Origin of the sequence: uncultured Catenibacterium sp. (assembly GCF_900540665.1) — a bacterium.
Taxonomy (GTDB): domain Bacteria; phylum Bacillota_I; class Bacilli_A; order Erysipelotrichales; family Coprobacillaceae; genus Catenibacterium.
On sequence record NZ_UQGV01000003.1, the window covers coordinates 22168 to 46526 of the forward strand.

The 24359-nt window shown below is 34.6% G+C and carries 24 protein-coding genes and 2 other annotated features; all 24 genes read right to left on the bottom strand.

Annotated elements, in window-relative coordinates; translation table 11 throughout:
* Positions 1-852, bottom strand: coding sequence for a rod shape-determining protein MreC (gene mreC, locus QZQ55_RS01020; RefSeq protein ID WP_295088790.1), 852 nt, complete (start codon positions 850-852; stop codon positions 1-3).
* Positions 853-912: 60 nt separating this feature from the next.
* Entirely contained in the window at positions 913-1593 is a 681-nt protein-coding gene (gene radC / locus QZQ55_RS01025; protein WP_295088794.1) for a DNA repair protein RadC, read from the bottom strand.
* A gap of 86 nt (positions 1594-1679) precedes the next feature.
* The gene (locus QZQ55_RS01030) at positions 1680-2126 is read right to left on the bottom strand and encodes a transposase (protein WP_295088797.1); all 447 of its coding nucleotides are present in this window, start codon (positions 2124-2126) and stop codon (positions 1680-1682) included.
* 47 nt (positions 2127-2173) lie between these two features.
* Positions 2174-2335 (bottom strand): hypothetical protein, encoded by a 162-nt coding sequence (locus QZQ55_RS01035; protein WP_295088800.1) that lies wholly within the window; start codon positions 2333-2335, stop codon positions 2174-2176.
* A 67-nt stretch (positions 2336-2402) separates the two neighbouring features.
* Positions 2403-2555, bottom strand: a complete 153-nt coding sequence (locus QZQ55_RS01040) for a hypothetical protein (RefSeq protein WP_295088804.1) — start codon at positions 2553-2555, stop codon at positions 2403-2405.
* An 88-nt stretch (positions 2556-2643) separates the two neighbouring features.
* Positions 2644-5268: a valine--tRNA ligase gene (locus tag QZQ55_RS01045; protein WP_295088807.1), complete on the bottom strand. Its 2625-nt coding sequence runs from the start codon at positions 5266-5268 to the stop codon at positions 2644-2646.
* Positions 5246-5881 (bottom strand): hypothetical protein, encoded by a 636-nt coding sequence (locus tag QZQ55_RS01050; protein ID WP_295088810.1) that lies wholly within the window; start codon positions 5879-5881, stop codon positions 5246-5248. The genes QZQ55_RS01045 and QZQ55_RS01050 overlap by 23 nt, the downstream gene beginning before the upstream one ends.
* Before the next feature lie 32 nt (positions 5882-5913).
* Positions 5914-6115: a binding site (T-box leader), on the bottom strand.
* A 36-nt stretch (positions 6116-6151) separates the two neighbouring features.
* Entirely contained in the window at positions 6152-6454 is a 303-nt protein-coding gene (locus QZQ55_RS01055; RefSeq protein ID WP_295088812.1) for a PTS sugar transporter subunit IIB, read from the bottom strand.
* Positions 6455-6528: 74 nt separating this feature from the next.
* Complete coding sequence (gene yihA, locus QZQ55_RS01060; RefSeq protein WP_295088814.1) at positions 6529-7122, bottom strand: ribosome biogenesis GTP-binding protein YihA/YsxC; 594 nt, start codon at positions 7120-7122, stop codon at positions 6529-6531.
* A gap of 1 nt (position 7123) precedes the next feature.
* Positions 7124-9448, bottom strand: a complete 2325-nt coding sequence (gene lon / locus QZQ55_RS01065) for an endopeptidase La (protein WP_295088816.1) — start codon at positions 9446-9448, stop codon at positions 7124-7126.
* Positions 9449-9492: 44 nt separating this feature from the next.
* The gene (gene tig, locus QZQ55_RS01070; protein ID WP_295088819.1) at positions 9493-10773 is read right to left on the bottom strand and encodes a trigger factor; all 1281 of its coding nucleotides are present in this window, start codon (positions 10771-10773) and stop codon (positions 9493-9495) included.
* Positions 10774-10837: 64 nt separating this feature from the next.
* Entirely contained in the window at positions 10838-11761 is a 924-nt protein-coding gene (locus tag QZQ55_RS01075) for a hypothetical protein (protein WP_295088822.1), read from the bottom strand.
* 89 nt (positions 11762-11850) lie between these two features.
* On the bottom strand, positions 11851-12969 hold the full coding sequence (locus QZQ55_RS01080; RefSeq protein WP_288705590.1) for a 6-phosphofructokinase: 1119 nt from the start codon (positions 12967-12969) through the stop codon (positions 11851-11853).
* Between the two features lie 103 nt (positions 12970-13072).
* The gene (locus QZQ55_RS01085) at positions 13073-13636 is read right to left on the bottom strand and encodes a nucleoside triphosphate pyrophosphatase (RefSeq protein WP_295088825.1); all 564 of its coding nucleotides are present in this window, start codon (positions 13634-13636) and stop codon (positions 13073-13075) included.
* Positions 13636-15774 (bottom strand): polyribonucleotide nucleotidyltransferase, encoded by a 2139-nt coding sequence (gene pnp / locus QZQ55_RS01090; protein WP_295088828.1) that lies wholly within the window; start codon positions 15772-15774, stop codon positions 13636-13638. The genes QZQ55_RS01085 and pnp overlap by 1 nt, the downstream gene beginning before the upstream one ends.
* Before the next feature lie 101 nt (positions 15775-15875).
* On the bottom strand, positions 15876-16142 hold the full coding sequence (gene rpsO / locus QZQ55_RS01095) for a 30S ribosomal protein S15 (protein WP_022425132.1): 267 nt from the start codon (positions 16140-16142) through the stop codon (positions 15876-15878).
* Positions 16143-16228: 86 nt separating this feature from the next.
* Complete coding sequence (gene ribF, locus QZQ55_RS01100; protein ID WP_295088831.1) at positions 16229-17155, bottom strand: riboflavin biosynthesis protein RibF; 927 nt, start codon at positions 17153-17155, stop codon at positions 16229-16231.
* Positions 17155-17988 (bottom strand): tRNA pseudouridine(55) synthase TruB, encoded by an 834-nt coding sequence (gene truB, locus QZQ55_RS01105; RefSeq protein WP_295088834.1) that lies wholly within the window; start codon positions 17986-17988, stop codon positions 17155-17157. The genes ribF and truB overlap by 1 nt, the downstream gene beginning before the upstream one ends.
* Positions 17989-18028: 40 nt before the next feature.
* On the bottom strand, positions 18029-19255 hold the full coding sequence (tyrS, locus tag QZQ55_RS01110) for a tyrosine--tRNA ligase (RefSeq protein WP_022425135.1): 1227 nt from the start codon (positions 19253-19255) through the stop codon (positions 18029-18031).
* A 32-nt stretch (positions 19256-19287) separates the two neighbouring features.
* Positions 19288-19486 (bottom strand) — a binding site (T-box leader).
* 32 nt (positions 19487-19518) lie between these two features.
* Positions 19519-21084 (bottom strand): ClC family H(+)/Cl(-) exchange transporter, encoded by a 1566-nt coding sequence (locus QZQ55_RS01115; RefSeq protein ID WP_295088836.1) that lies wholly within the window; start codon positions 21082-21084, stop codon positions 19519-19521.
* An 88-nt stretch (positions 21085-21172) separates the two neighbouring features.
* Complete coding sequence (locus QZQ55_RS01120; RefSeq protein WP_295088839.1) at positions 21173-22177, bottom strand: LacI family DNA-binding transcriptional regulator; 1005 nt, start codon at positions 22175-22177, stop codon at positions 21173-21175.
* 1 nt (position 22178) lies between these two features.
* Positions 22179-22658: a YtxH domain-containing protein gene (locus QZQ55_RS01125; protein ID WP_295088842.1), complete on the bottom strand. Its 480-nt coding sequence runs from the start codon at positions 22656-22658 to the stop codon at positions 22179-22181.
* Between the two features lie 11 nt (positions 22659-22669).
* A complete protein-coding gene (locus QZQ55_RS01130) occupies positions 22670-22966 on the bottom strand; it encodes a DUF948 domain-containing protein (RefSeq protein WP_295088845.1) in 297 nt (98 codons plus the stop codon).
* Positions 22967-22977: 11 nt separating this feature from the next.
* Positions 22978-24288: a UDP-N-acetylmuramate--L-alanine ligase gene (locus tag QZQ55_RS01135; RefSeq protein ID WP_295088848.1), complete on the bottom strand. Its 1311-nt coding sequence runs from the start codon at positions 24286-24288 to the stop codon at positions 22978-22980.
* Positions 24289-24359: the final 71 nt, after the last annotated feature.

The window sequence follows — 24359 nt, forward strand, 5'->3', positions numbered from 1 at the left end:
TTAATTAACCCTCTGCACAACTGCTACATAGTTTAATTTATCATAGTTTACAGATGGCTTTACAGTAATATATTTACCACTCGCATCATTGCCAGCATTAAATCCTACCACTTTGCCTACTAAGATACCTCTAGGAGACTTTCCTTTTCCTCCTAATCCACTAGTAGTTACATTTAATCCCTTTTGAATCTTATCCACTGTAGATAATAAAGAAACTTTATAAGTTCCAGATTTTACATTATAGCTATTTAATAAACCATAATATGTATTATCACCATCCACAATCATTACAGGAAGCTGAATACTGTTATTTTCTGAACAAAGCAATGTCACAGTAGAAGAGATAGTACCTACTTTAGTAACTGTCCCAATCATTCCTTTAGAAGTAATCACAGCCATTCCTTTTTTGATCTGAGAATTACTTCCCATGTCAATCTTCACCTGGTTACTCCATGATTCAGCATCTCTTTCAATAATTGTTGTATATTTCACTTTATAGTCAGTAGGTAAAGATTCAATATTTGTGATTTTCTTCATTTCTGACAATTCATTTGATAATACTTCATTCATTGCAAGCTCACTTGCATAATTGTCAAGAGAACGCTTTAATTTCTTATTTTCACGATAAACAAGCTTTAGATCATGATACTCAGTAAAGACATTCTTTACATACTTTATTGGTGCCTTAACAATATAATATTCAGCATTCGCAACTGTATCCTGAAATACACTTGAAAACGGTAATTCAGTAATACCTGAAACAAGAGCATAAACAGATGTAATAATCAATACTATAGTAATGATGATCATCCTTCTTGTATGCTTGTTTTTCTTCTTTTTATACAATGACATCACCTCGGTGAATACATTATAATATCTCTTTTTGAAAAATGCAATCATAAGGAAAAACAGTTATAAGATTGAAGAATAGACCTTCTCTGCCTTAAAGCTATAATATTGCTTTCTACCAATAATAATATGATCTATAATATCCACATTCATCATCTTTCCTAAATCTACCAGCTTCTGTGTCATACTAATATCCTCACTTGATGGATGCGCATCACCTGAAGGATGATTATGAACACAGATGATACTGACACCATTAAAAGCGAGGGCTTCTCTAAATATTTCTCTTGCTGATACTATGGACATATTAACACTACCTATAAATAATGTTTTTTCAGCAATTAAACGATTATGATTATCTAAAATCATAATGAGAAAATGTTCCTGTGATAAACAAGACATCTTCGTTTCTAAATGATAATAGACTTTCGCTGGATTATCATACACTTCATTTATATTTGTATGAATATTAATTCTCTTAGAGAATTCTAATGCTGCCATAATTCCTATGGCCTTGGCTTTATTAATTCCTTTAAAAGATAATAATTTAGAAAACGTAATAGTGTGAAATCCATTCATTCCATGTATTTCTCTTAGTATTGCATAGGATAAATCTAAAACCGACTGTTCTTTGCTGCCAGTTCTTAATAATAACGCAAGAAGCTCTTCATCTGTTAAAGATTCAATACCATTCAAGAGTGCTTTTTCTCTAGGTTGAGAAGACTGTTCAAGTCCCTTGATCACAAATATTTCCCTCCCTAAATAATTGATTATTCCTTTTGGATTAGTAAATACAAAGCATTCAACCGATTAATATATCATATAAGCTATTAATTTAAATTTCTTCTCTGTAATCTCAGCATAATTCCATAGATTCTACATTTTCTTTTTAGTTTCTTTTTGAATTCAACATTCTTTCTAGATACAGTTGTATTATTAGATATCTTCAATTCCTCTACCACAACACAAGTTGGACAGCTTTTCACTATTTCACTAATACACTTATTAATATAATCAGAGTAGATATTATCAATCCTATTAAGTATTTTTTGTATCCTTTCCTGATTCTTTTTACTGTTATTTGAATTATCTTGTTTTCTTAAAAGACTGATTTTTTCTTTATACAAACGTCTTTCTAAATGCTTGATTCTTTCTATTTTATCAGTTCTTTGCGTGCTTGCCCCATTAACTACAAATTCAAACTTATTTAGATTCAGTCTCACCTTTAACTCATTATTGTAAGACTGTATTGAACTAACTTCACTCGTATTCAACATATTTCACCTTCCTTACAAATAAGGGTGCATTTCGCACCCTTCTCTTCCTAATTTCCCCATTCTAATGTAATAAGACGACCTAATCTGAGACGACCTTTAGCTGATCTAAGTAATCTTAATCCTGCAATACCTAAAAGTGCATACACTATATAAGTCAACGCACTTCCACCACTGATCTGCTCCTGTCTTTCTACGGATAACTCGTACATATTTACTCCTTTCTGCTCCCTCACTATATCTATACGCCATATATTATCTATTTACTCAACATTTTTTCTATTTCATCATTATTATACGACCAAATCTAAGATATCCACGTGATGCTCTCAATAACTTAACTCCTGCAATACCTAAAAGTGCATATACTATATAAGTCAATGCACTTCCACCAGTGATCTGCTCTTGTCTTTCTCTAGATAATTCGTACATATTTGCTCCTTTCTGCCCCCTCTACTTTATCTATACTCAAAAAAATGTCTAATTACTAAAAAAATCCCCAAATAAATGGGGATTTGAATTAATTCATTTTTGCAAGTTTTTCTTTTGCTGCAGCATATTTAGAACGATAATCTTCAAGTTTTGCTTTTTCTGCTTCAACTTTTGCAGCAGGTGCTTTAGATGTGAAATTAGGGTTAGATAACATACCTTCACCACGCTTGATTTCACCTTCAAGCTTCTTGATTTCCTTTTCAACCTTTGCTTTTTCAGCTTCCATATCAATATACTGACCTAAGTCAATATTAAGTGTATTACCACCCTTGATAACTTCAGTCGCATTATTCTTGCTTGCTGGTACATTATAGCCAACACAAGTTGCATTGACTAATTTACTGACATAAGGTGCAATTTCCTTTAATAATGCTTCAAGATCATCCTGCTTAGTAGTAATAGTATAATCGACTTCAATGCTATTCTTGATTACATAAGTATGTCTGATTTCTCTTACGCCCTTGATAATATCAATTAGGTAAGCAAACTGATCATTGATTGTATCATTATCGTATTCTGGATTTACTTCTGGCCACTTAGAAATAACGATAGATTCTTCGTTATGTGGGATAGCCTGATAGATTTCTTCAGTTACGAATGGCATGATTGGGTGTAATAATCTAACAATAGTATTTAATACATATACTAATGTATTTAATGCAGATTTCTTAGCAACTTCATCATCGCCAGTTAAATGAAGTTTAGATAATTCGATATACCATGAACAGAAATCATCCCAGATAAAACGATATAATTCAGTTCCAACATTAATGAATTCGAATTTATCCATGTTTTCATCAACGCTTCTGATTACTTCATTTAATCTATTTAAGATCCACTTATCTGCTAAGTTAAGTGTTGCATAATCTAATTCTTCTAACTGCTGATCTTCATCAATGTTCATTAATACATAACGTGCACTGTTCCAGATCTTATTAATGAAGTTCCAAGTAGATTTTAATTTAGCTGGTACATAACGCATATCAGCTCCTGGTGAAGAGTTATTTAATAAGAACCATCTTAATGAGTCAGCTCCATATTCATCAATAACATCCATTGGGTCAACACCATTACCTAAAGACTTAGACATCTTACGACCCTGTTCATCTCTAATTAAACCATGAATTAAAACATTCTTGAAAGGTCTTCTACCAGTAAATTCAATAGACTGGAACATCATACGACTTACCCAGAAGAAGATAATGTCATAACCTGTTACTAATGTATCAGTTGGGAAGTATCTCTTAAACATAGGATCTTCTGTATTAGGCCAGCCCATAGTTGAGAATGGCCATAAAGCACTTGAGAACCATGTATCAAGAACATCTTCATCCTGAGTCCAGTTTTCAATATCTTCAGGAGCTTCTCTTCCTACATATAATTCACCTGTTTCATTGTTGTACCATGCAGGAATACGATGTCCCCACCATACCTGACGTGAAATACACCAGTCTTCAATGTTGTTCATCCAGTTAGAGAATGTCTTTTCAAATCTTTCTGGAACGAAATCTACTCTATCATCAGTTTCCTGATTCTTTAATGCATTTTCAGCTAATGGCTTCATCTTGACAAACCACTGCTTAGATAAATAAGGTTCTACAATCGCATGAGAACGTTCTGAGTGACCTACTGAATGGACAATAGTTTCAATATGATCAACAACACCTGCTGCTTCAAAATCCTTTAATAAAGCTTCACGGCATTCAAAACGGTCCATACCTTTATATTTGCCAGCTAAATCATTCATAGTACCATCTTCATTCATACACTTAGGCATTGGAAGATTATACTTCTTAGCAAGCTGGAAGTCATTTGGGTCATGAGCTGGTGTACATTTCATAACGGCTGTACCAAAATCAAGATCAATATAGCTATCAGCCATGATTGGTAACTCATCACCGTTGGCTGGGTTAATAGCCTTCATTCCAACATATTTCTTATATCTTTCATCATCAGGATGAACAAAGATTGCCTGATCAGCAAACATTGTTTCTGGACGTGTAGTGGCAATCACTAAAATATCATCAGAACCAACGATATGATAATTGAAGTAATACATATGACCTTCAATATCTTCGTGATATACTTCGATATTTGATAAAGCAGTTCTTTGTACTGGGTCCCAGTTGATGATCTTTTCACCCTGGTAGATTAAGCCCTTTTCATACAATCTAACAAATACTTCTTTAACAGCATCTGATAAACCTTCATCAAAAGTAAATCTTTCCTTAGAATAATCAAGTGATAATCCCAATTTAGCCCACTGTGCACGAATAATTTCTGCATATTCTTCTTTCCATTCCCAGATCTTATCAACAAGTTTTTCTCTTCCTAGATCATAACGAGAAATACCCTGTTCTCTAAGTCTTGCTTCTACCTTAGCCTGAGTTGCAAGTCCAGCATGGTCCATACCTGGCAACCATAATGCATCATACCCCTGCATTCTCTTATAACGGATAATCATGTCCTGCATAGTTGTATCCCAAGCATGACCTAAATGTAATTTACCAGTTACATTTGGCGGTGGAATAACAATACTATAAGGCTTCTTTGTTAAATCACCAGCCTTAAAATATTCCTTGTCTAACCACTGCTGATATTTACCTTTTTCTACAGCTAAATGGTCATATTTAGTCGGTAACTCTTTCTTCATTCTGTTCGTCCCCCTCGATAAATGATTCTTTATGTTCTCTAATATATTTAGTTAGTTTAGGCATGAAATCCGTACCTGCAATCATAGTGATATATTCATGTGTGAAGTCTGAGAAATTATAAGAAGAATAATCACCCATATCTTCGTCTTCTTCACCGTTTTCCATGATTTCATTTAATCTCTTTGCACTCTTTACTAATTCAGCAATCTGTGGTTCACGGACATTATTGAAATAAGTTTCTAATTCATCCGCATATACTGAATAGGCAGGTGTTTCAAAAAAAGAGCGAATAGTTTTAGTAGTACTTACACATTCATTTAACTGACTGATACCATAGACAGTTTTTTCTTCCATATTTAACTTATCTAGGAAGTTTTCATCTTCATCTTCTAAATCTCCAATACGCGCAACAATTAGATTCACTAAATCTTGATCACTGCAGGCATCAAACTTTTCTGATGTAAAATGCTTGTTTTCTTCTTTAAAATCTGCAAAACGTAATGCTTCTTCCATCTGTTTGTCTTTAATGGATTTTCTCTTTTTATAATAGAAATAAGCTAATGTGATTACAAATAGAGCAAAAGCCACTAATATCGGTGTTCTGTATTTCATAGTTCCTCCTTGAAAATAAAAAAGAGCATGTGCATAAGGACGACTGTATCGTGGTACCACCTTATTTCACATACTCTGTATGTCTCTTTACTTTAACGCAGTATTACGTATCTGGCTACTTTATTCACCAAATATGCTCCAAGGCTACCTTCCAGTCTTCACTCTCCTCTTTCACACCACCCAAGAGGTCTCTTTAAGAAGAATAACTGTACTCCTCCTCTTCAACGCTTGCTATTATTCTACCAAAGGCATAGTCCAAAGTCAATGAACTTATTTACCTAGATATTCTAAAGCCTGTTCTAGTACTGAGTCACCATTCATCATACCGTAGTCCTTCATACCAATCATATAAACTGGAATAGAGCCAACAGTTTCTTGAATTTCATCCTTTGCATAGCGAACCTGTGGGCCTAGAAATATAATATCAGCCTCTACATCTTTTAAATCTGTATTTTCAGCATTCACTGCCCAAATTTTGGCTTCTACATTCTGTTTAGTTGCTGCTCTTTTCATCTTTTCTACAAGCAGGCTTGTACTCATCCCTGATGCACAGCATAATAAAATCTTAATCATCAAAAAACTCCCTTCTTGCGACACATTATATACTAAAACAAGACATTTGTGAAGAAAGAAAAAAGAGAGATTTATCATCTCTCTTCGCATAGTTCTAAGATACAATCCCAGACTTCTCTGACGCCTTTTTTCTTTAAACTAGAAAAACGTACAAAGTGGTCATTCGGATCAAAATCCAATGTTTCTTTAATAAGCTTCTCATTCTTAACAAGTTCATTACGTTTAAGCTTATCTTCTTTCGTTGCGACAACAATAACTGGAATACCAAAATGTTTCGCATAGTCATACATTGTTACATCATCATCTTTTGGTTTATGACGATAATCTACAATTAGAATCATCGCTCTAAGATTCTTTCTATTACGTAAGTAATTGTCAATCATTTCTGAGAACTGCTCTAACATCTTCTTTGGCACTTTCGCATAGCCATATCCTGGCACATCTACAAGTCTTAATTCATCATTAATATTGAAGAAATTAAGAGTACGCGTCTTACCAGGAGTCGAACTCACTTTCGCAAGCCCCTGTACATTGGTTACTGTATTAATAAAACTTGACTTCCCTACATTTGAACGTCCAGCCATGACTACTTCAGGTAATGATTCATCTGGCCATTGACTTGGCCAGGCTGCACATAACATGAATTCGGCTTTTTTAATCGTATACATACTACTTTACCAACGCATTTTCTAAAACAGTATCAATATGATCTGCTGTGATGATAGTTAAATCTTTTCTTACTGATTCTGGAATATCATCAATATCCTTGGCATTATCCTTAGGAATAATGATTGTATGAATGCCAGAACGATGTGCTGAAATTGATTTTTCTTTTAAGCCACCAATTGGTAATACATTACCAGTTAATGTCACTTCACCTGTCATAGCGACATCATCACGTACAGGTTTTTGTGTAAAGGATGAATAAATAGCAGTTGTTAAAGTGACACCAGCACTTGGTCCATCCTTCTTCACTGCACCTTCAGGTACATGAATATGAATATCCTGCTTATCAAAATCAATATCCTTCAAGCTATACTTATCAGCATGAGCCTTCAAATAGTCTAAAGCAATTGATGCAGATTCCTTCATGACATCACCAAGCTGACCAGTCACGATAAATTTACCGCTGCCTTTAAAGTGGTTCACTTCAATTGGAAGAATATCGCCACCAAACTGAGTCCATGCTAAACCAGTTACAACACCTACCTGAGGCTTTGGCTGTTTCTTTGTATGATCAAATGGTGCTTTACCTAATAATTCTTCTAAATCTCCAACTTCTACAACAACATGATCAGTTGTCTTTTTAAGAATCTTTAATACTGCTTTTCTACAGATTGCCGCAATAAGTCTTTCTAGCTGACGGACACCCGCTTCACGTGTATAGTGTCTAATCATATACATAATAGCTTCATCAGTAATAGTTAACTGTTCATCAGTTAAACCATGATTCTTAAGTTCTTTCTTTATCAAATGATCTTTCGCAATCATCTGTTTTTCTTGTTCAGTATATGAAGATAATTCAATGATTTCTAATCTATCACGTAGTGGTCCAGGAATTCCTCCTAAATCATTTGCAGTCGCAATAAATAAGACCTGTGATAAATCATATGGTTCTTCAATGTAGTTATCTGAGAACATAGAATTCTGCTCAGGGTCTAATACTTCAAGCATCGCACTTGTAGGATCACCCTTATAATCACTTGCCATCTTATCAATTTCATCAAGTAAGAAGACAGGGTTCATAACACCTGCTTTTTTCATACCCTGAATAATTCTACCTGGCATTGAACCTAAATAAGTTCTACGATGTCCTCTAATTTCTGATTCATCAGTGACACCACCTAAAGAAATCTTCACAAACTTACGATCTAATGCATGTGCAATAGATTTAGAAATAGAAGTCTTACCAACACCTGGTGGACCCACTAAACAGATGATAGGTGCCTTTAAAGACTGAGTCATCTGTTTTACAGCAAGCTGTTCTACAATTCTTTCTTTAGGTTTCTTTAAACCAAAATGGTCTTCATCAAGAATTTGTTCTACCTTAGTTATATCCTGATTATCTTCAGTCATTTCAAACCAAGGAAGCTTAGTCATCCAATCAAGATAAGTACGAACGACATTGGCTTCTGGTGAAGTAGAAGGCATCATTTCATAACGTGCTAACTCTTCAGTCAACTTATCTTTAACATTCTGTGGATAAGGATTATCTTTGATCATAGAGCGGAATCTCTCAACTTCATCCTCACCATTAGGTGTATCACCTAATTCTTCTTTAATCGCTTTAAGCTTTTCTCTTAAATAGAATTCTTTCTGGTTTTCATCAATACTCTTCTTGACACGATTATTGATAGAATTTTCAATTTCATTAATTGCCTTTTCTTTCTGCATAGATGCAAGAACTAATAAAAGACGTTTATTAACATCAGGCTCAGCAAGAATCTTTTCTCTTTCAACAAGTTCAGAGTTAATATAATGACCGATAGTATCAGCAAGTTCACTTGCTGATAAGCCCTGAGTAATATTTGCAATCAATTCTCTAGGTAAAAGCTGACTTGCTCCATTCATTGACTGCATCTGTTCAGTAATTCTACGTACTAAAGCAATTTCTTCATTTTGATCACCATGGATATCTTCTAAATAGCGTACCTTTGCATAATAGCATTCACCTTCAGTATAAAGTGATTCTAATTCAACACGCTTTTCACCTACTACTGTAAGTTTGATAGTACCATGATTATCTTTTTTAATACGCTTTGTAATCTTACAAAGTGTGGCATGGTGGTAAACCATATCAAAATTGATTTCTTCTTCTAAAGGATGGATCTGTGATACTAATACAATATTAGAATCATGCTGACTTACAGACAAATCCATTGCATTTAAGGAAAATGTACGTCCTACATCTAAAGACAATTCATGTCCTGGAAATACAAGCATACCGCGCGTACAAATAACAGGAAGATCAACTGTTACATTTAAATTTTCCATAACCTATTTCTCCTTTCTTAGAAAAAATAAGACGCGTAGGCGTCTTATTTCACATTATCTTTAATTAACTGAAGAGCCTTTCTGTGAGTTAAATCACCCTTTACTACATATTCCTGACCACCAAGAACCTTCTTAACTTCTTCAAGTGGCATGTTGTAGTATGTAGCGATTTCTTTCATTTCATCTTCCATTTCTGCATCAGTCACTTCAATGTTTTCTGCCTTAACGATCTGATCAAGGATTAAGTTTAACTTAACTCTTTCTTCAGCCTGATCCCTAACATCAGCCTTGATATCATCCATTGTCTTACCAGTCATCTGAGTGTATAATTCAATGTTTAATCCCTGCTGAGATAAGTTCTGGTTGATTTCGTTAATGATGTTCATTACTTCGCTATCAACCATTGCATCTGGTACATCGATTGTATTATTAGCAACAACAGCCTTAATTACTTCTTCATTGAACTTGTTTTCAGCTTCAGCCTTCTTCATAGTTCTGATCTGATCTTTAATCTTTTCCTGTAACTGTTCTAATGTTTCAACACCTTCGATGTTAACATCTTTTGCTAATTCATCATCAATTTCAGGTAAAACCTTTGCTTTGATTTCATGAACTTTAACCTTGAATACTACTTCAGCACCTGCTAAATCAGCTGCATGATATTCTTCAGGGAAAGTTAAGTTGATTTCTTTTTCTTCACCAGCAGTCATACCAACTAGACCTTCTTCAAATCCAGGGATGAATGAGTGAGAACCGATTTCAAGTGAATAGTTTTCTGCTTTTCCGCCTTCAAAAGCAACACCATCTTTGAAACCTTCATAATCGATAACAGCTGTATCGCCTTCTTCAACTGTTCCTTCTTCTTTAACTACTAATTCAGCGAACTGCTTCTGGTAGTCATTTAATCTTTCTTCAACATCTTTCTTAGTTACTCTTACCTGAGTCTTCTTAACTTCTAATCCTTTGTATTCACCTAATTCGAATTCAGGTTTAACTGGACAAGTGAAAGTTACTTCTAATTCAGTTTCAGTAGACTTAACAATGTTTGCAGTTGGCTGAGCAACTGGAGTCACATTGTTGTCAACGAAGATCTTCGCATAGTTTTCGCTTAAGATTTCTTCAACAGCCTGTTCTCTTAATGCCTTAGCACCAATCTTAGCTTTGATTAAATTCTTTGGAGCATGTCCCTTTCTGAAACCATCTAACTTAACTGAACCAGCTAACTTATTTAAAGCCTTTTCCTGAGCAGCTGCCCATTCTTCTGTATCGAAAACGGCTTTGATTTCAACCATTGATTTCTCAAGTTTTTTAACTTCTGTATTCATTTCTTAATCTCCTTTACTATTTGCAATTGCTATTATACATGAAAGATTCAAGCAATGCAACAATTTAACACTCTAATTGTTTGAGTGCTAATATTTCTTTTTCTACGTCTGATAAATCGCAATTGTAATCAATTTCGATATCAGATGGATCGACTGGCATATTCTGTAAAGTCGCAACATAATAATGTATAGTTGCTGCAACTAGGTCACAGTCTTCTGGCATAATATCTTTAGGATAGAGAGTATAAAGATAATATTCCAAATAATCGAGACATTGTGAGAGAAGCGTAGGATTATCATCTTCTAATACTCTTGAAAGAGATTTACCAATCAATGTGTAACATTCTCTTTCTAATACTAAAGGACTATAAGAGCCATTAAAATAATATGTTTCATTACCTTTCACTACAGTGAATTCTTCATCCACCTGCTGATCAATCAGAATTTCCATAATAAGTGTCTTCGCAAAAGATGACTTATGAGAATTTTCTAAAAATCTTCCTACTTCAGGCATGATCATACGGATATTTAACTGCTGTAATTGATCAAGTGCCATATAAATTAAATCATCATTCACTTCATCTCTATCAAGCAGACGACCAATTTCCTGTGCAGACATAATGGTACTCTTGTTTTCTAGCTGGTAATTCTTTTCCTGCTTCATAAGAATAATTTCATCATAAACTGCATTGAATAAGTTTTCATACTGCTGAGGGATATAAGGCATGGATAATTCTTCAACAAGAATATTAATTGCCTGTTCATATTCTTCAAGTTCTTTTAAAGCATTTAAATATAAAGCAGTCACTTCATAATAAGTGTTATTGGCCTGCATTTTTGCAACGGCCCCTTCCTGCATACATCTTTGATAATCTTCTAATGCATTCAAGCATACAAGACGATAATATCTAGTCATCTCGTCATCCATATCTGTCAAACGACTTAATGCGACTTGATACTGGCCTTCTTCAATAAGTTCTTCTATCATTTTTGCCTCCTTGAGTTTCCATTTTATCAAAATTAGACTATCTGTCAACATAATTAAAAAACCTTACAAAATGTAAGGTTCTTGTCTTATTATTCATCACCAAATGATACGCCCATAGCCTTAGCAGCCTGAACAAGATCTCCATTAGGATCAACAAGCTTCTGTTTACCAAACTTCGCATCACCGATAACTTCTTCAAGTGAAGTATACTCCATGTTGCCACCCTTTAATGATACAACATTTCCAAATAATCCTTCATCAATCATAGAACATGCCTTATTGCCAAATCTAATAGATAAGATTCTGTCATAAGCATCAATATCACCACCACGGATAATATGACCTGGGTTAACAGAACGTACTTCATGATTAGGAATCACCTTTTCTAGATCATCAGCCACCTTTGCAGCAAGTCCAGAATAACGAATTGGGTCTGGTGAATCTTCTACAATCTTACCAATTGATTTTGTACCATCTGCATACTTAGCTCCTTCAGCTACCGCAATAACAGTATATGGAAGACCTGCTTCATCACGTTTCTTAACTGCTTTCGCAATGTTTTCAATAGTAAATGGAATTTCAGGAATCAATACAACACCTGCATTACCCGCAAGACCTGCATATAATGAAATCCATCCTGCTTCTCTTCCCATTAATTCACAGCAGATAACACGATGATGTGATTTTGCAGTTGTCTGAAGACGATCTATGAATTCAGTACCAACACTCATCGCACTGATGAAACCATATGTTAAATCTGTAGAAGTTAAATCATTATCCATAGTCTTTGGTACACCAATGACATTGACACCTTTTCTACTGAAATCTCTAGCACTTGTTAATGTACCATCGCCACCTAACACTACTAATACATCAACACCATCTTTCTTAAGATTTTCAACGCCTACATCACTGACGTCTTTTCTTACTTTTCCACCATTTCCATCATCTACAAGATAATCGAATAGGTTATCCTTATTAGAACTATAAAGAATAGTTCCGCCTTCCTTATATATATCCTCTACCTTGTCTACAGTTAATTCTACATAATTATTATTATACAATCCACGATAACCATATACAAAGCCAATGACTTCCCAATTATATTTTTCAATCGCAATCTTAGTGATTGTTCTGATTACCGCATTTAAGCCTGGACAATCTCCTCCGCCAGATAATAGCGCAATTTTTTTAACTTTTGAATTCATGATATTTCCTCCTTATGTAAATCCCACTCTCTATTATAAATTAAACTGATAGCGTTTTCAATATAAATATGAAGCGCTTACATATAGGTACTAAAAAAGAAGCCTATAATGGCTTCTTAGTCAAAGTTTCAATGACTTCTATTACATGCTTTACTGGGAGCCCAATGACGTTATCAATATCTCCCTGCACTTCTTCAATGAATTTTCCTGCAACACCCTGAATCGCATAAGCGCCAGCTTTACCCTTCCATTCATCAATAGAAAGATAATCATCAATCATATCACTGATATCCTTAAAGGTTACCTTTGTTTCATCTACAAATGTACAAACCTGATCTTTATAGAACACAGCCACTGATGTAAACACACTATGTGTATCATTACTTAATGATTTAAGAATTTCTCTTGCTTCATGAGCACTGTGAGCTTTACCAATAATCTTTCCATTATGATAGATTGTTGTATCCGCACTGATTACAACATCATTAGGATATTTCTCATGAATAGAAATACCTTTATCATATGCGAGTTTCTTAAGTCTTTCTTCTATTTCTAGAGAAGAATCAAGATATTCAGTAATAGAAGAGGCATCGATAATAAAATCAATGCCTTCTCTTTCAAGCAGTTCTTTTCGTCTAGGAGAAGTACTTGCAAGAATAACTTTCATTATTTCTTTTCCTGGGCAGGTGCATCATGTTTAACGATTGGTTTTGGTAATAATGCTTTTCTAGAAACATTCACACCCTTATCAGTAATCTGAGTCACTTTAACCTTTACTGTATCGCCAAGCTTGATTACATCGCTGACTTTATTTGTTCTATCCCAAGCAACATCTTTTACATGTAAGAATCCATTTGTACCAGGGAATAATTCAATAAATGCATACTTTTCTTCAACTCTTACAGCCTTACCATCAAAGATTTCGCCTACTTCAACTTTTCTAGTTAAATCCTTGATCATACCCATTGCATGGTCAATCGCTTCCTGAGAGTAATGATAGATAGTAACGTTACCTTCATCATCAATATCAATCTTAACATTATCACTTTCCGCAATAATCTTATTGATCATATCTCCACCCTTACCGATTACATCTTTAATCTGTTCAGGTTCAATCTTCATCATAGCAACCTTAGGAGCATATGGGCTTAAGTGATCTCTAGGTTCACTAATTGCTGACATCATGCAGTCCATGATCTGTCCTCTTGCAACCTTTGCCTGAGCTAATGCTTCCTGCAAGATTTCTTTAGTAATACCATCAATCTTGATATCCATCTGTAATGCACAGATACCGTTCTTTGTACCTGCAACCTTGAAGTCCATATCACCTAGATGGTCTTCCATACCCTGGATATCAGTTAAGATTGTATAATTTTCGCCTTTTTTAACAAGACCCATAGCTACACCAGCAACTGGATTACTAATTGGAACACCAGCAGCCATTAAAGCCATAGTTGATGCACAAATAGAAGCCTGTGAAGAAGAACCGTTAGATTCTAATACTTCAGCAACAACTCTGATTGTATATGGGAATTCTGTTTCAGAAGGAATAACCTGTCTTAAGGCTCTTTCGCCTAAAGCACCATGCCCGATTTCTCTTCTACCTGGAGAACCCATTCTTCCTGTTTCACCTACACAATATGGTGGGAAGTTATAATGATGCATGAAACGTTTTTGATCTTCCATTCCAAGACCATCAATCTTCTGTACTTCACCTAATGCACCTAGTGTACAAGCAGATAATACCTGAGTTTCACCACGAGTGAACATAGCAGAACCATGTACACGTGGTAATAAATCTACCTGTGCGTCTAATGGACGTACTTCATCTACTTTACGACCATCAGGTCTTACTTTTTCTTCAGTAATAAGACGTCTTACTTCTTCTTTTTCAAGATCACCAAGAACCATCTTAACCTGTTTAATTGTCTTATCATGTTCTTCAACAGTTGCATATTCTTTTTCTTCAAAAGATTCTACAACCTTAGCATCTAATTCATCAATAGCAGCATATCTTTCAAGCTTACCAGGAATAGAAATGGCTTTGATCATTTCTTCCTTAGCCATTGCTTCTACGCTAGACACAATATTTTCATCTAATGCAAATAGTGGAACATCAATCTTTTCCTTACCAACAGCTTCTACAATCTGTTCCTGGAAAGCAATTAATTCCTTAATCTTTTCATGACCGAACATCAATGCATTTAACATTGTTTCTTCGTCAACTTCTTTTGCATCAGCTTCAACCATGTTAATAGCATCCTTTGTACCTGCTACTTCAAGATTGATTTCACTTCTAGCCATATCTTCAGGTCCTGCGTTGACAGTAAACTCACCATCAATTAAACCTACGTTAACACCTGCAATTGGACCATTGAATGGAATATCAGAAATACATAATGCAATTGATGCACCAAGCATTGCTGCCATTTCTGGAGTTGCTTCCTGATCAACTGATAGTACAGTATTAACAACCTGTACTTCATTTCTGAAACCATCTGCGAATAATGGACGAATAGGTCTGTCAATCATTCTTGCAGTTAATGTACCATGTTCACTTGGACGGCCTTCACGTTTTAAGAATCCACCTGGAATCTTACCTACAGAATATAGTTTTTCTTCATAAGTTACTGTTAAAGGGAAAAAATCTACATCTTTTGGTTCTTTCCCAGCACATGCTGTAGAAAGAACAACTGTATCATCATATCTCACTAAACAAGAGCCGTTTGCCTGTTTAGCCATTTCACCGACTTCAACCTGGATTTTCTTACCATAGAAATCCATACTAAAAATTTGTTTTGCCATAAATTCACCTCATATTCCTCAAAATTATATCATAAATCAAGTATTACACAAACAATTATTTGATAGGGACATGAAAAAAAGCCCCATAGGGCTTTTATTTCTTATCTTCTTAATCCTAACTTATCAGTTAAAGCTGTATATCTGTCAAGATCTTCATTCTTAAGATACTTTAATAAGTCTCTTCTCTTACCGATCTTCTTTAAAAGACCTCTGTTAGAATGATTATCCTTTGGATGCTGTTTGAAGTGACCGTTTAACTTGTTGATATCAGCAGTTAATAATGCAATCTGAACTTCTGGAGAACCAGTATCCTTTTCTACGCGACCATATTCAGCCATGATCTTGGCTTTTTCTTCTTTAGTTAACATTATGTTTTCCTCCTAAAATATATTCTTCGCAATATCCAAGCTAGATGTAAGAGGTACAAATATCCTAGACATTGTTGCAAAACTTATTATACACTATTTTGATATAAAGTCAAATACTTTTTCATAACTTGACTTAAATATTTCTTGTCCTCTGTTAATTGTGTTTTTAGTCCTTCTAATCCATTAAAAACAGTTTCTTCACGCTTATATAAATAGAAAGTAATCTTTACTTCTTTACCATACACATCTTCATCAAAATCAAAGACGTTGACTTCTAATGAAAGACGTTTGACATCATTGAATGTAGGATTCATCCCAATATTCGCCATGCCTATATAATAGCGATGATTGATTTCAACAATTGTGCCATATACCCCTCGTTTAGGTAAGTATTTCATGCCATAATCAATATTCAATGTAGGAAAACCAATCAAGCGTCCTCTTTGTTTTCCATGAATGACTACACCCTTCACTTCATACGGTCTATCAAGCAAAGTATTGACTTCTTCAATCATTCCCTGATCCATCAGTTTCTTAATAAGAGTTGAAGATACTTTTTCTGTTTCATTATACATAACAGCGTCTTTCACAATAAGTTCAAATGACTGTTTTTTCAGATCATCTATATTACCGCTATTATGATTCCCAAAATGGAAATCATAGCCACATACAAGTCTTTTCAAAGGAAGCTTATTTAAATATTCATCAATAAATGCCTGTGGACTTAATGCTGCGACTTCCTTAGTAAAATGAATAACTAAAAGATAATCAATACCCATCTCTTCAAGAAGTTCTTTTTTTTCTTCTAAAGTGATAATTGATTGTCTCTTTTCACCCTTTAAGACACTTAAAGGATGCACATCAAAGCTCATGACAGCTGTTTTTGTTTCTCCTTTATATTTCAGTACTTCATTAATCAAAGACATATGACCAAGATGTAAACCATCAAAAAAGCCAATCGCAAGAGAAAGAGGTTCTTTTAAATTCACCTCTTCCATTTTTATGACCTTCATTAGAAAAGCCCCCTCAAGCTCTTTAAAGAACCTTTTCCATCTGGGCCATATATTGCAAGTAATTTACCTTCTTTTGAATAAACAGCTACATTATGATCTATATCACTCTTGATTTTCTGACCAGTCATGACAATTCTTTCATCTACGACAATAGAATCATAATAAGAGAATACTTCTTCTAACGGAATCACTGGTCCATTGTTTTCTTCAAGTTCTTCTAATGTTACTGCCTGATCAATAGTGAAATGCCCTGACTGATTTCTTACAAGTGCACTCATATGAGCAGGATAGCCTAAGGCCTTTCCAATATCTACGCATAAAGAACGGATATATGTTCCTTTAGAGCACTTAACATCTATAGTTATTTCATCATCATGTGCATCGACTAAATCAAGTTTATAAATAGTGATTGGTCTTTCTGGAACCTCTACTTCTATACCTTCTCTAGCATATTCATAGAGCTTCTTACCATTAATTTTAATAGCCGAATACATTGGAGGCTTCTGCAAGGAATCCCCTTTAAATGAAGATAATACTTCTTCTAGATTATCATAACCAGTAAAAGGCTTGGTTTCTAGAACCTTACCTTCCGAGTCATATGTATCTGTCGCACTGCCAAGTTTAAGTGTAGCACGATATTCTTTTTCTTCACTCATTAAGAACTGCATTGCTTTAGTGGCTTTATTAATTCCAACAACTAAAACACCTGTAGCCATAGGGTCAAGAGTCCCACAATGTCCTACTTTTCTAGTATGCATAATACGTCTCACACGATTAACGACATCATGACTTGTCACACCCTGTGGTTTATTAATTAAAATAATACCATCCATCTACTCACATCCTTCCTAAAAAAAGCAGACTATTGTCTGCTTAGATATGATTAATAACGAAGTACTTCTTCTTACCTCTTCTAATAACAGTCACCTTGCCGCCAAAAGCATTGTCTTTTGATACAACAAACTTTTCATCAGTTACCTTTTCACCATTTACAAGAACACTTCCACCTTTTACGAACTGTCTTGCTTCACGATTACTAGAAGCAGCACCTGCTTTTACTAATACATTTAAAATCTGTTCATCTTCAGTAACATCAATACTTGGAACACCATTGAAGCACTGCTTAACCTGTTCATAAGTCATGCTCTTGATATCACCACTGAACAATTTTTCAGAAATGCTGACAGCTTCTTCATAAGCATCTGCACCATGAATGAAAGTAATAACTTCTTTTGCAAGTGCTTTATGTGCTTTTCTTAAGTGTGGTTCATTCTTATTTGATTCTTCTAATGCTTCAATTTCTTCTTTAGATAAGAAAGTAAGGTATTTTAAGTAATCAATAACCTTGCTGTCTTCACTGTTGATGAAGAACTGATACATTTCATAAGGTGAAGTCTTTTCTCTGTCTAACCAGATTGCATTTCCTTCTGATTTACCAAACTTAGTACCATCACTCTTAGTAAGTAAAGGCATAGTGAATCCATATGCTTCATCACCAGTCTTCTTTCTAATTAATTCAATACCTGCAGTGATATTTCCCCACTGGTCCTGACCAGCAACCTGTAGATCACAGCCTTTATTTTCATGTAAGTAATAGAAGTCCATTGCCTGCATGATCATATAAGAGAATTCAGTAAAAGTAATACCTTCATCTAATCTTCTCTTGATAATATCCTTAGATAACATGTAGTTGATATTAAAATATTTACCATAATCTCTTAACCAGTCAATGAAATTTAAATCCTTAGACCAGTCTAAGTTATTGACTACTTCAAAACCGAATAAGTCTTCAGCCTGCTTCTTTAAGCAGTCGAAGTTATGCTGTACCTGTTCTTTTGTGATCATTGGTCTTTCAGTTGTTGGTTTTGGATCCCCAATCTGTCCAGTTGCACCACCGACTAAAAGAATTGGATGATGACCTGCATCCTTTAATCTCTTAGACATTAAGAAAGATGAGAAATGTCCAATATGTAAAGAATCCCCAGTTGGGTCAGTACCAATATAGAATGTCATTCCTCCAGCATTTAATTTGTCTTTTAAGTCTTCAGAACTTACATCTTTAATGAGGCCACGCCACACTAATTCATCATAAAATGTCATAATTTCCTCCTATAATATAAAAGAGAATCCATCCAAAGGACGAATTCTCGCGTTACCACCTTTATTCATGTCATAGACATGCTCTCTTGTTGATAACGGTGTACTCACCGTCTAGACTTTGCATCTAGAAGCTCCAAAGTGTATTCATTCATACTGCTGCTCTTATTTTCACCAGCCATAAGTTCTCTAAACCAGCGCATATGAATTACTTGTCTTCTTCATCGCAATTAAAAGTCTACATGAATTCATGATGTTTGTCAATATCAGCTTGTAAAGACACTTTCTAACATCAGCTTCGTTTCATCAAGATGGAATGCATCGACTAGCACAATAACACGATCTCCTGAAATAAGCTTGGTATCCCCTTTTGGAATGATTTCTTCTCCACCACGAATAACGGAAACAATCAAGCTACGACGTGGCAACTGTAAATCCTTAATATACTGATCACACGCTTTTGAACCAAAGCCAACAGTATAGCCAATGAGTTCCTTACTATCCGCATATTCTTCCATAGAATGATAAGGCTGATTGTTTAAAAGATTTGTTAAAAGACTTTCGTAAATTGGTTCACTATGTAAAAGATTAGCTACATAGTAAGAAACAAAGGATACGAGTGCGATTGGAAGAAGCATTTTTAAAGTTCCACTCATTTCAGCTATTAATACAATACCAGTAATAGGTGCTCTTACAATAGCACTAAAATAAGCAGCCATAGCCATAATAATAAAATTCATGAAATATTCTGAAGGAACACCACACATAATCGCTACCTTGCCCACACTCGCACCAATTAGACTTCCAAGAATAAGTAATGGAAAGAAGATTCCCCCAGCTGCACCTGAACCAAATGAAACACATGAAATTAATAATTTTAATATAAATAATAAGACAAGAGTAGATAAAACAAGATTTGGTTCATTGAGGTATTCTACAAGTTTGTGTCCTCCACCCATGACAAGTGGACAATAGAATCCTAAGATTCCAGATAACACCAAAGGTATAATGACTCTTTGATGTTTTTTAAGAAATGGAACTTTCTTATAAAGCTTGATTGTACCCATTGTGATTTTATTATAGAAAGCCCCCAATACACCAGCAATAATACCAAGAATAATAACCCAGATATAGTTCTTTAATGGAAATGTTTCTTTAATAGAAAAAGCAAGAGTTGGCGATAAACCAAAGATATTTCTGCTTAAGAAATCCGCTGTAATGGATGCAATCATAACAGAAACAAGTGCGCTTGTAGAGAAGTTCTTATGAACTTCTTCTAAGGCAAACATAATTCCGGCAAGAGGCGCATTGAATGCAGCAGATAGGCCAGCAGCTGCTCCTGCTGTCATCAAATAACGTTCTTCCGTTTTTACACGTTTTCCTTTTTTCGCAAGAGCCTTACCAACCATACCACCAAGCTGGATACTAGGTCCTTCTCTACCAAGTGATAAGCCACCTACAAGTGCAAGTGATCCTGCACAGAACTTAGCAAGCAATACTCTCCACCAGCATTCATCAATACGACCCTGTACTTCTGCTTCTAACTGCGGGATACCAGAACCTCCGATCATTGGTTCCCACTTTAAAAAGATTGAAATAATAAGACCTAATACAATAAGTGCGATGATCCATAAAGGCCAGTAAGACACATTATTTACCACAAAGTCCCTTATAGTAAAATAAATAGATTCCGCATTTGATAAAACAAGACGATATACGATACAGACAGCACCTGACACGATACCTACAAGTAAACCTTCGTAGGCTAAACGCTTATTAAGTTTACTTCTTTCTTGTATTATGTTTGCAGTATCAGATTGTTTTTTAAGCATATATAACCCTCCCAGTAATTATAATGACCGCTATTATTTTAGCACAATACAAACGTGTAAAAAAGGATGCCTCAGCATCCTTCTTTCGTTATTTAGTTGTATCACGCTTGATGAATGTATAATGCATTGGCACTTCTGCTTCATCAATTTCTTCATGATTTAATATCTTTGTAAGAAGTCTGATTGCGATTGCACCCATATCATATACAGGTACATGAATAGTTGTAAGAGGTGGACGACAAATAGTTGCATAGCTTGTATCCATCATACCAACAACCTGCATATCTTCAGGAATCTTGATTCCATGATCAATAGCTGCATTCACAACTGCCACAGCTTCCTTATCATAACCTGTTAAAACAACATCATGCTTATGAGCGTTAAAGTATTCGTTTAACTGAGGATAGCTTTCTTCATAATGGTTAGAGACATCTACAATATAGGCTTCAGGAAGTGTTTCACCACTATCTTTGAATGCTTCTTCAATACCCTTCGCAAAATCATTTAAGTCAACTAGGTTTTGAGTTGCTCTTACAAAGCAGATATCTTTTTTACCCTGTTCAATGAATTGTTTTGTCATATCATAAGCGATACTCTTTGCGTCAACATATACAGAGCAGATATCTTCATCAGAAATCTTATATCCAACAACAACTGCAGGAATACGGTATTTTTTAATGAGATCAATTTCTTTATCAATACAGTTATTGTTGAATAATACTACACCATCAGCTCTTGATTTAATAACCTTTTCAATAACTTCTTCAATAGGGTTACCTAAACCAAGTTCATCAGTTGTATACATAATGATATTGAAGTCTAAAGTACGTCCAGTATCTCCAATACCACCAATCATATCTTTTACATGTCCAAATAATGACTGTGGGAATACAACCGCAATAGTTGTAGTTTTACTAGTTGCAAGACCTCTTGCAATCTGATTAGGCTTAAAATCGAGTCTTTTAATTGTTTCAAGTACACGTTCTCTTGTCGCAGGCTTTACAACATTTGAACCATTAATGACTCTTGAAACTGTTGCAAGTGAAACATCAGCTGCTTCTGCAACATCATAGATTGTTACTTTCTTCTTCATACTAGTCCTTGATTTCCTCAATCATTTCATCTAACTGTTTTTCAACATCATCAATTTCCTGATCAATCGCATCTCCATCAATCATGGCAGCTTTATCATTAATCATTGTTTTCACTTCGTCGATTTTCTGATTCACACGTCCAGTAACTTCTACAACTGAGTCTTTCACCTTATCAAAATTTTCACTAGATTTTACTTTTTCTGCTAGAATTTCTAACTTTTTCTGTACTTCATCTACTTTTTCTTTAGTAGTTTCTTTAAAATCATCAGGATCAAATTCATCTACTGACTTTTTAATATTTTCAATTGTTTCTCCTAATTTAGCTTCAACATCTTCTCTAGTAAGACTTGCTAAATAATCATAAGTAGACTTTGATTTCGCTTTGATGTCTTCTCTTAATTCGCTGCCTTTCTTAGGTGCAAATAATACACCTGCTAAAACACCTAATCCTACTCCGAATAATACTTTTCCGAATTTCATAATTATACCTCCTATTTTTTCTTCAAGATATTTTTCAAGCCTAATACCGTTCCTAAAACGCCTGCGCCTGATCTCTTCTTATTAAAAATACCGCTTACCACGTTGATAGGTTCATTGAGCTTATCCATTTTATAGTTGATATCATCCACTGTGACATTTACTTTAGATACTGTTGTTTCTAAATGCTGTGCCAAATGACTGACATCTTTTAAAGTTGTAAGTGCATGGATAAGAAATACTCCTAGAGACACTAATGCAAATACACCAGCGAGCACTAGAATACATAGACAAATTGTTAAGATATCCATGGGATGTCCTCCTATGCCTTTTCTTTTTCCTTAATAACTAGATCTTCTAACTTATAAATATCCTTAGGACTCATAAATAAGAATACTGCATTATCATATTGTGCCAATTCCTTAGCACCTGCTTCATCTTCAGTCACTACTTTAGAACGAGGCAGGTTCTTAGTAATAACGCTGACATCAATATCGATTCCTGGTTCCTTAGGTGCATTTGCTGGGAAATCTACAAAATATGGATGATCTGCTGTGTCCATAATTCTTGCATACTCCTTCGCAAATCTTAAGCCACGAGAATATCTATCTGGCTGATAAACTGCAACAATCTGCTTACCAGGGAAACGTGTTCTAGTTTCTTCAATAACATATTTTATAGCAGTTGGATGATGTGCATAGTCATCAACATATACGTTATTTCCTACTTCTTTGACTGCATAACGTCTCTTAGTTCCTTCAAATGTACTTAACTGATTCTGCATATATTCAAAATCCATACCTTCAAGATATCCTAAAGTGATAACACCTAGTGTATTATAAAGTGTATGCATACCATAGAATGGCAAATTGAAATGTCCAAAAAGATCACCATAGATATATACATCAAATGAAAGACCTTTTTCATTATTAATAACGTTTTTAGCCTGAACATCATTGCCATCTTTTACACCGAATTTTACAACTCTCTTTGTATAATTTAAATGAGGAAGATGTGGATCATCACCCCAGATAACAATAGCCTTTTTAGCCTGATTAGCATATTTTTCAAAAGACTGTTCATACTGTTCCATTGACTTGAAATAGTCTACATGGTCCATTTCAATGTTGTTGATATAAGAATAATCTGGATGATACCATAAGAAATGATCTTTATATTCGCAACATTCAGCTATAAAATACTTAGCACCCTTAGTCGCATAACCAGTACCATCTCCAATTAATACATTTGTCTTATCGTAGTCTTTAAATAAATGATAAGCCATACCTGTAGTAGAAGTCTTACCATGTGTACCTGCAATACCAATAGTAATATGATCATCCATAAGCTTAGCTAGGAAATCATAATAATGGTGAATTGTTACATTAGGATTATCTTCTGCAGCAGCCACTTCTTCATTAGATCGGTCAAATGCATTCCCCACAATAACATCCATACCGTCTTTAATGTTGTCTTTATTAAATGAATAGATAGGAATATGTCTTTCTCTTAAGCCATCTTCAAGGAAGATATACTTATCAATATCACTTCCTGCTACTTCATAGCCTAAATCATATAAGATTCTTGCAAGAGAAGCCATTCCTGAACCTTTAATACCAATAAAATAATACATATATTTTGTCACCTCGATAATATATTAACACAAATTAAATAATGATTACATAGATATCACTTAAAAATGAA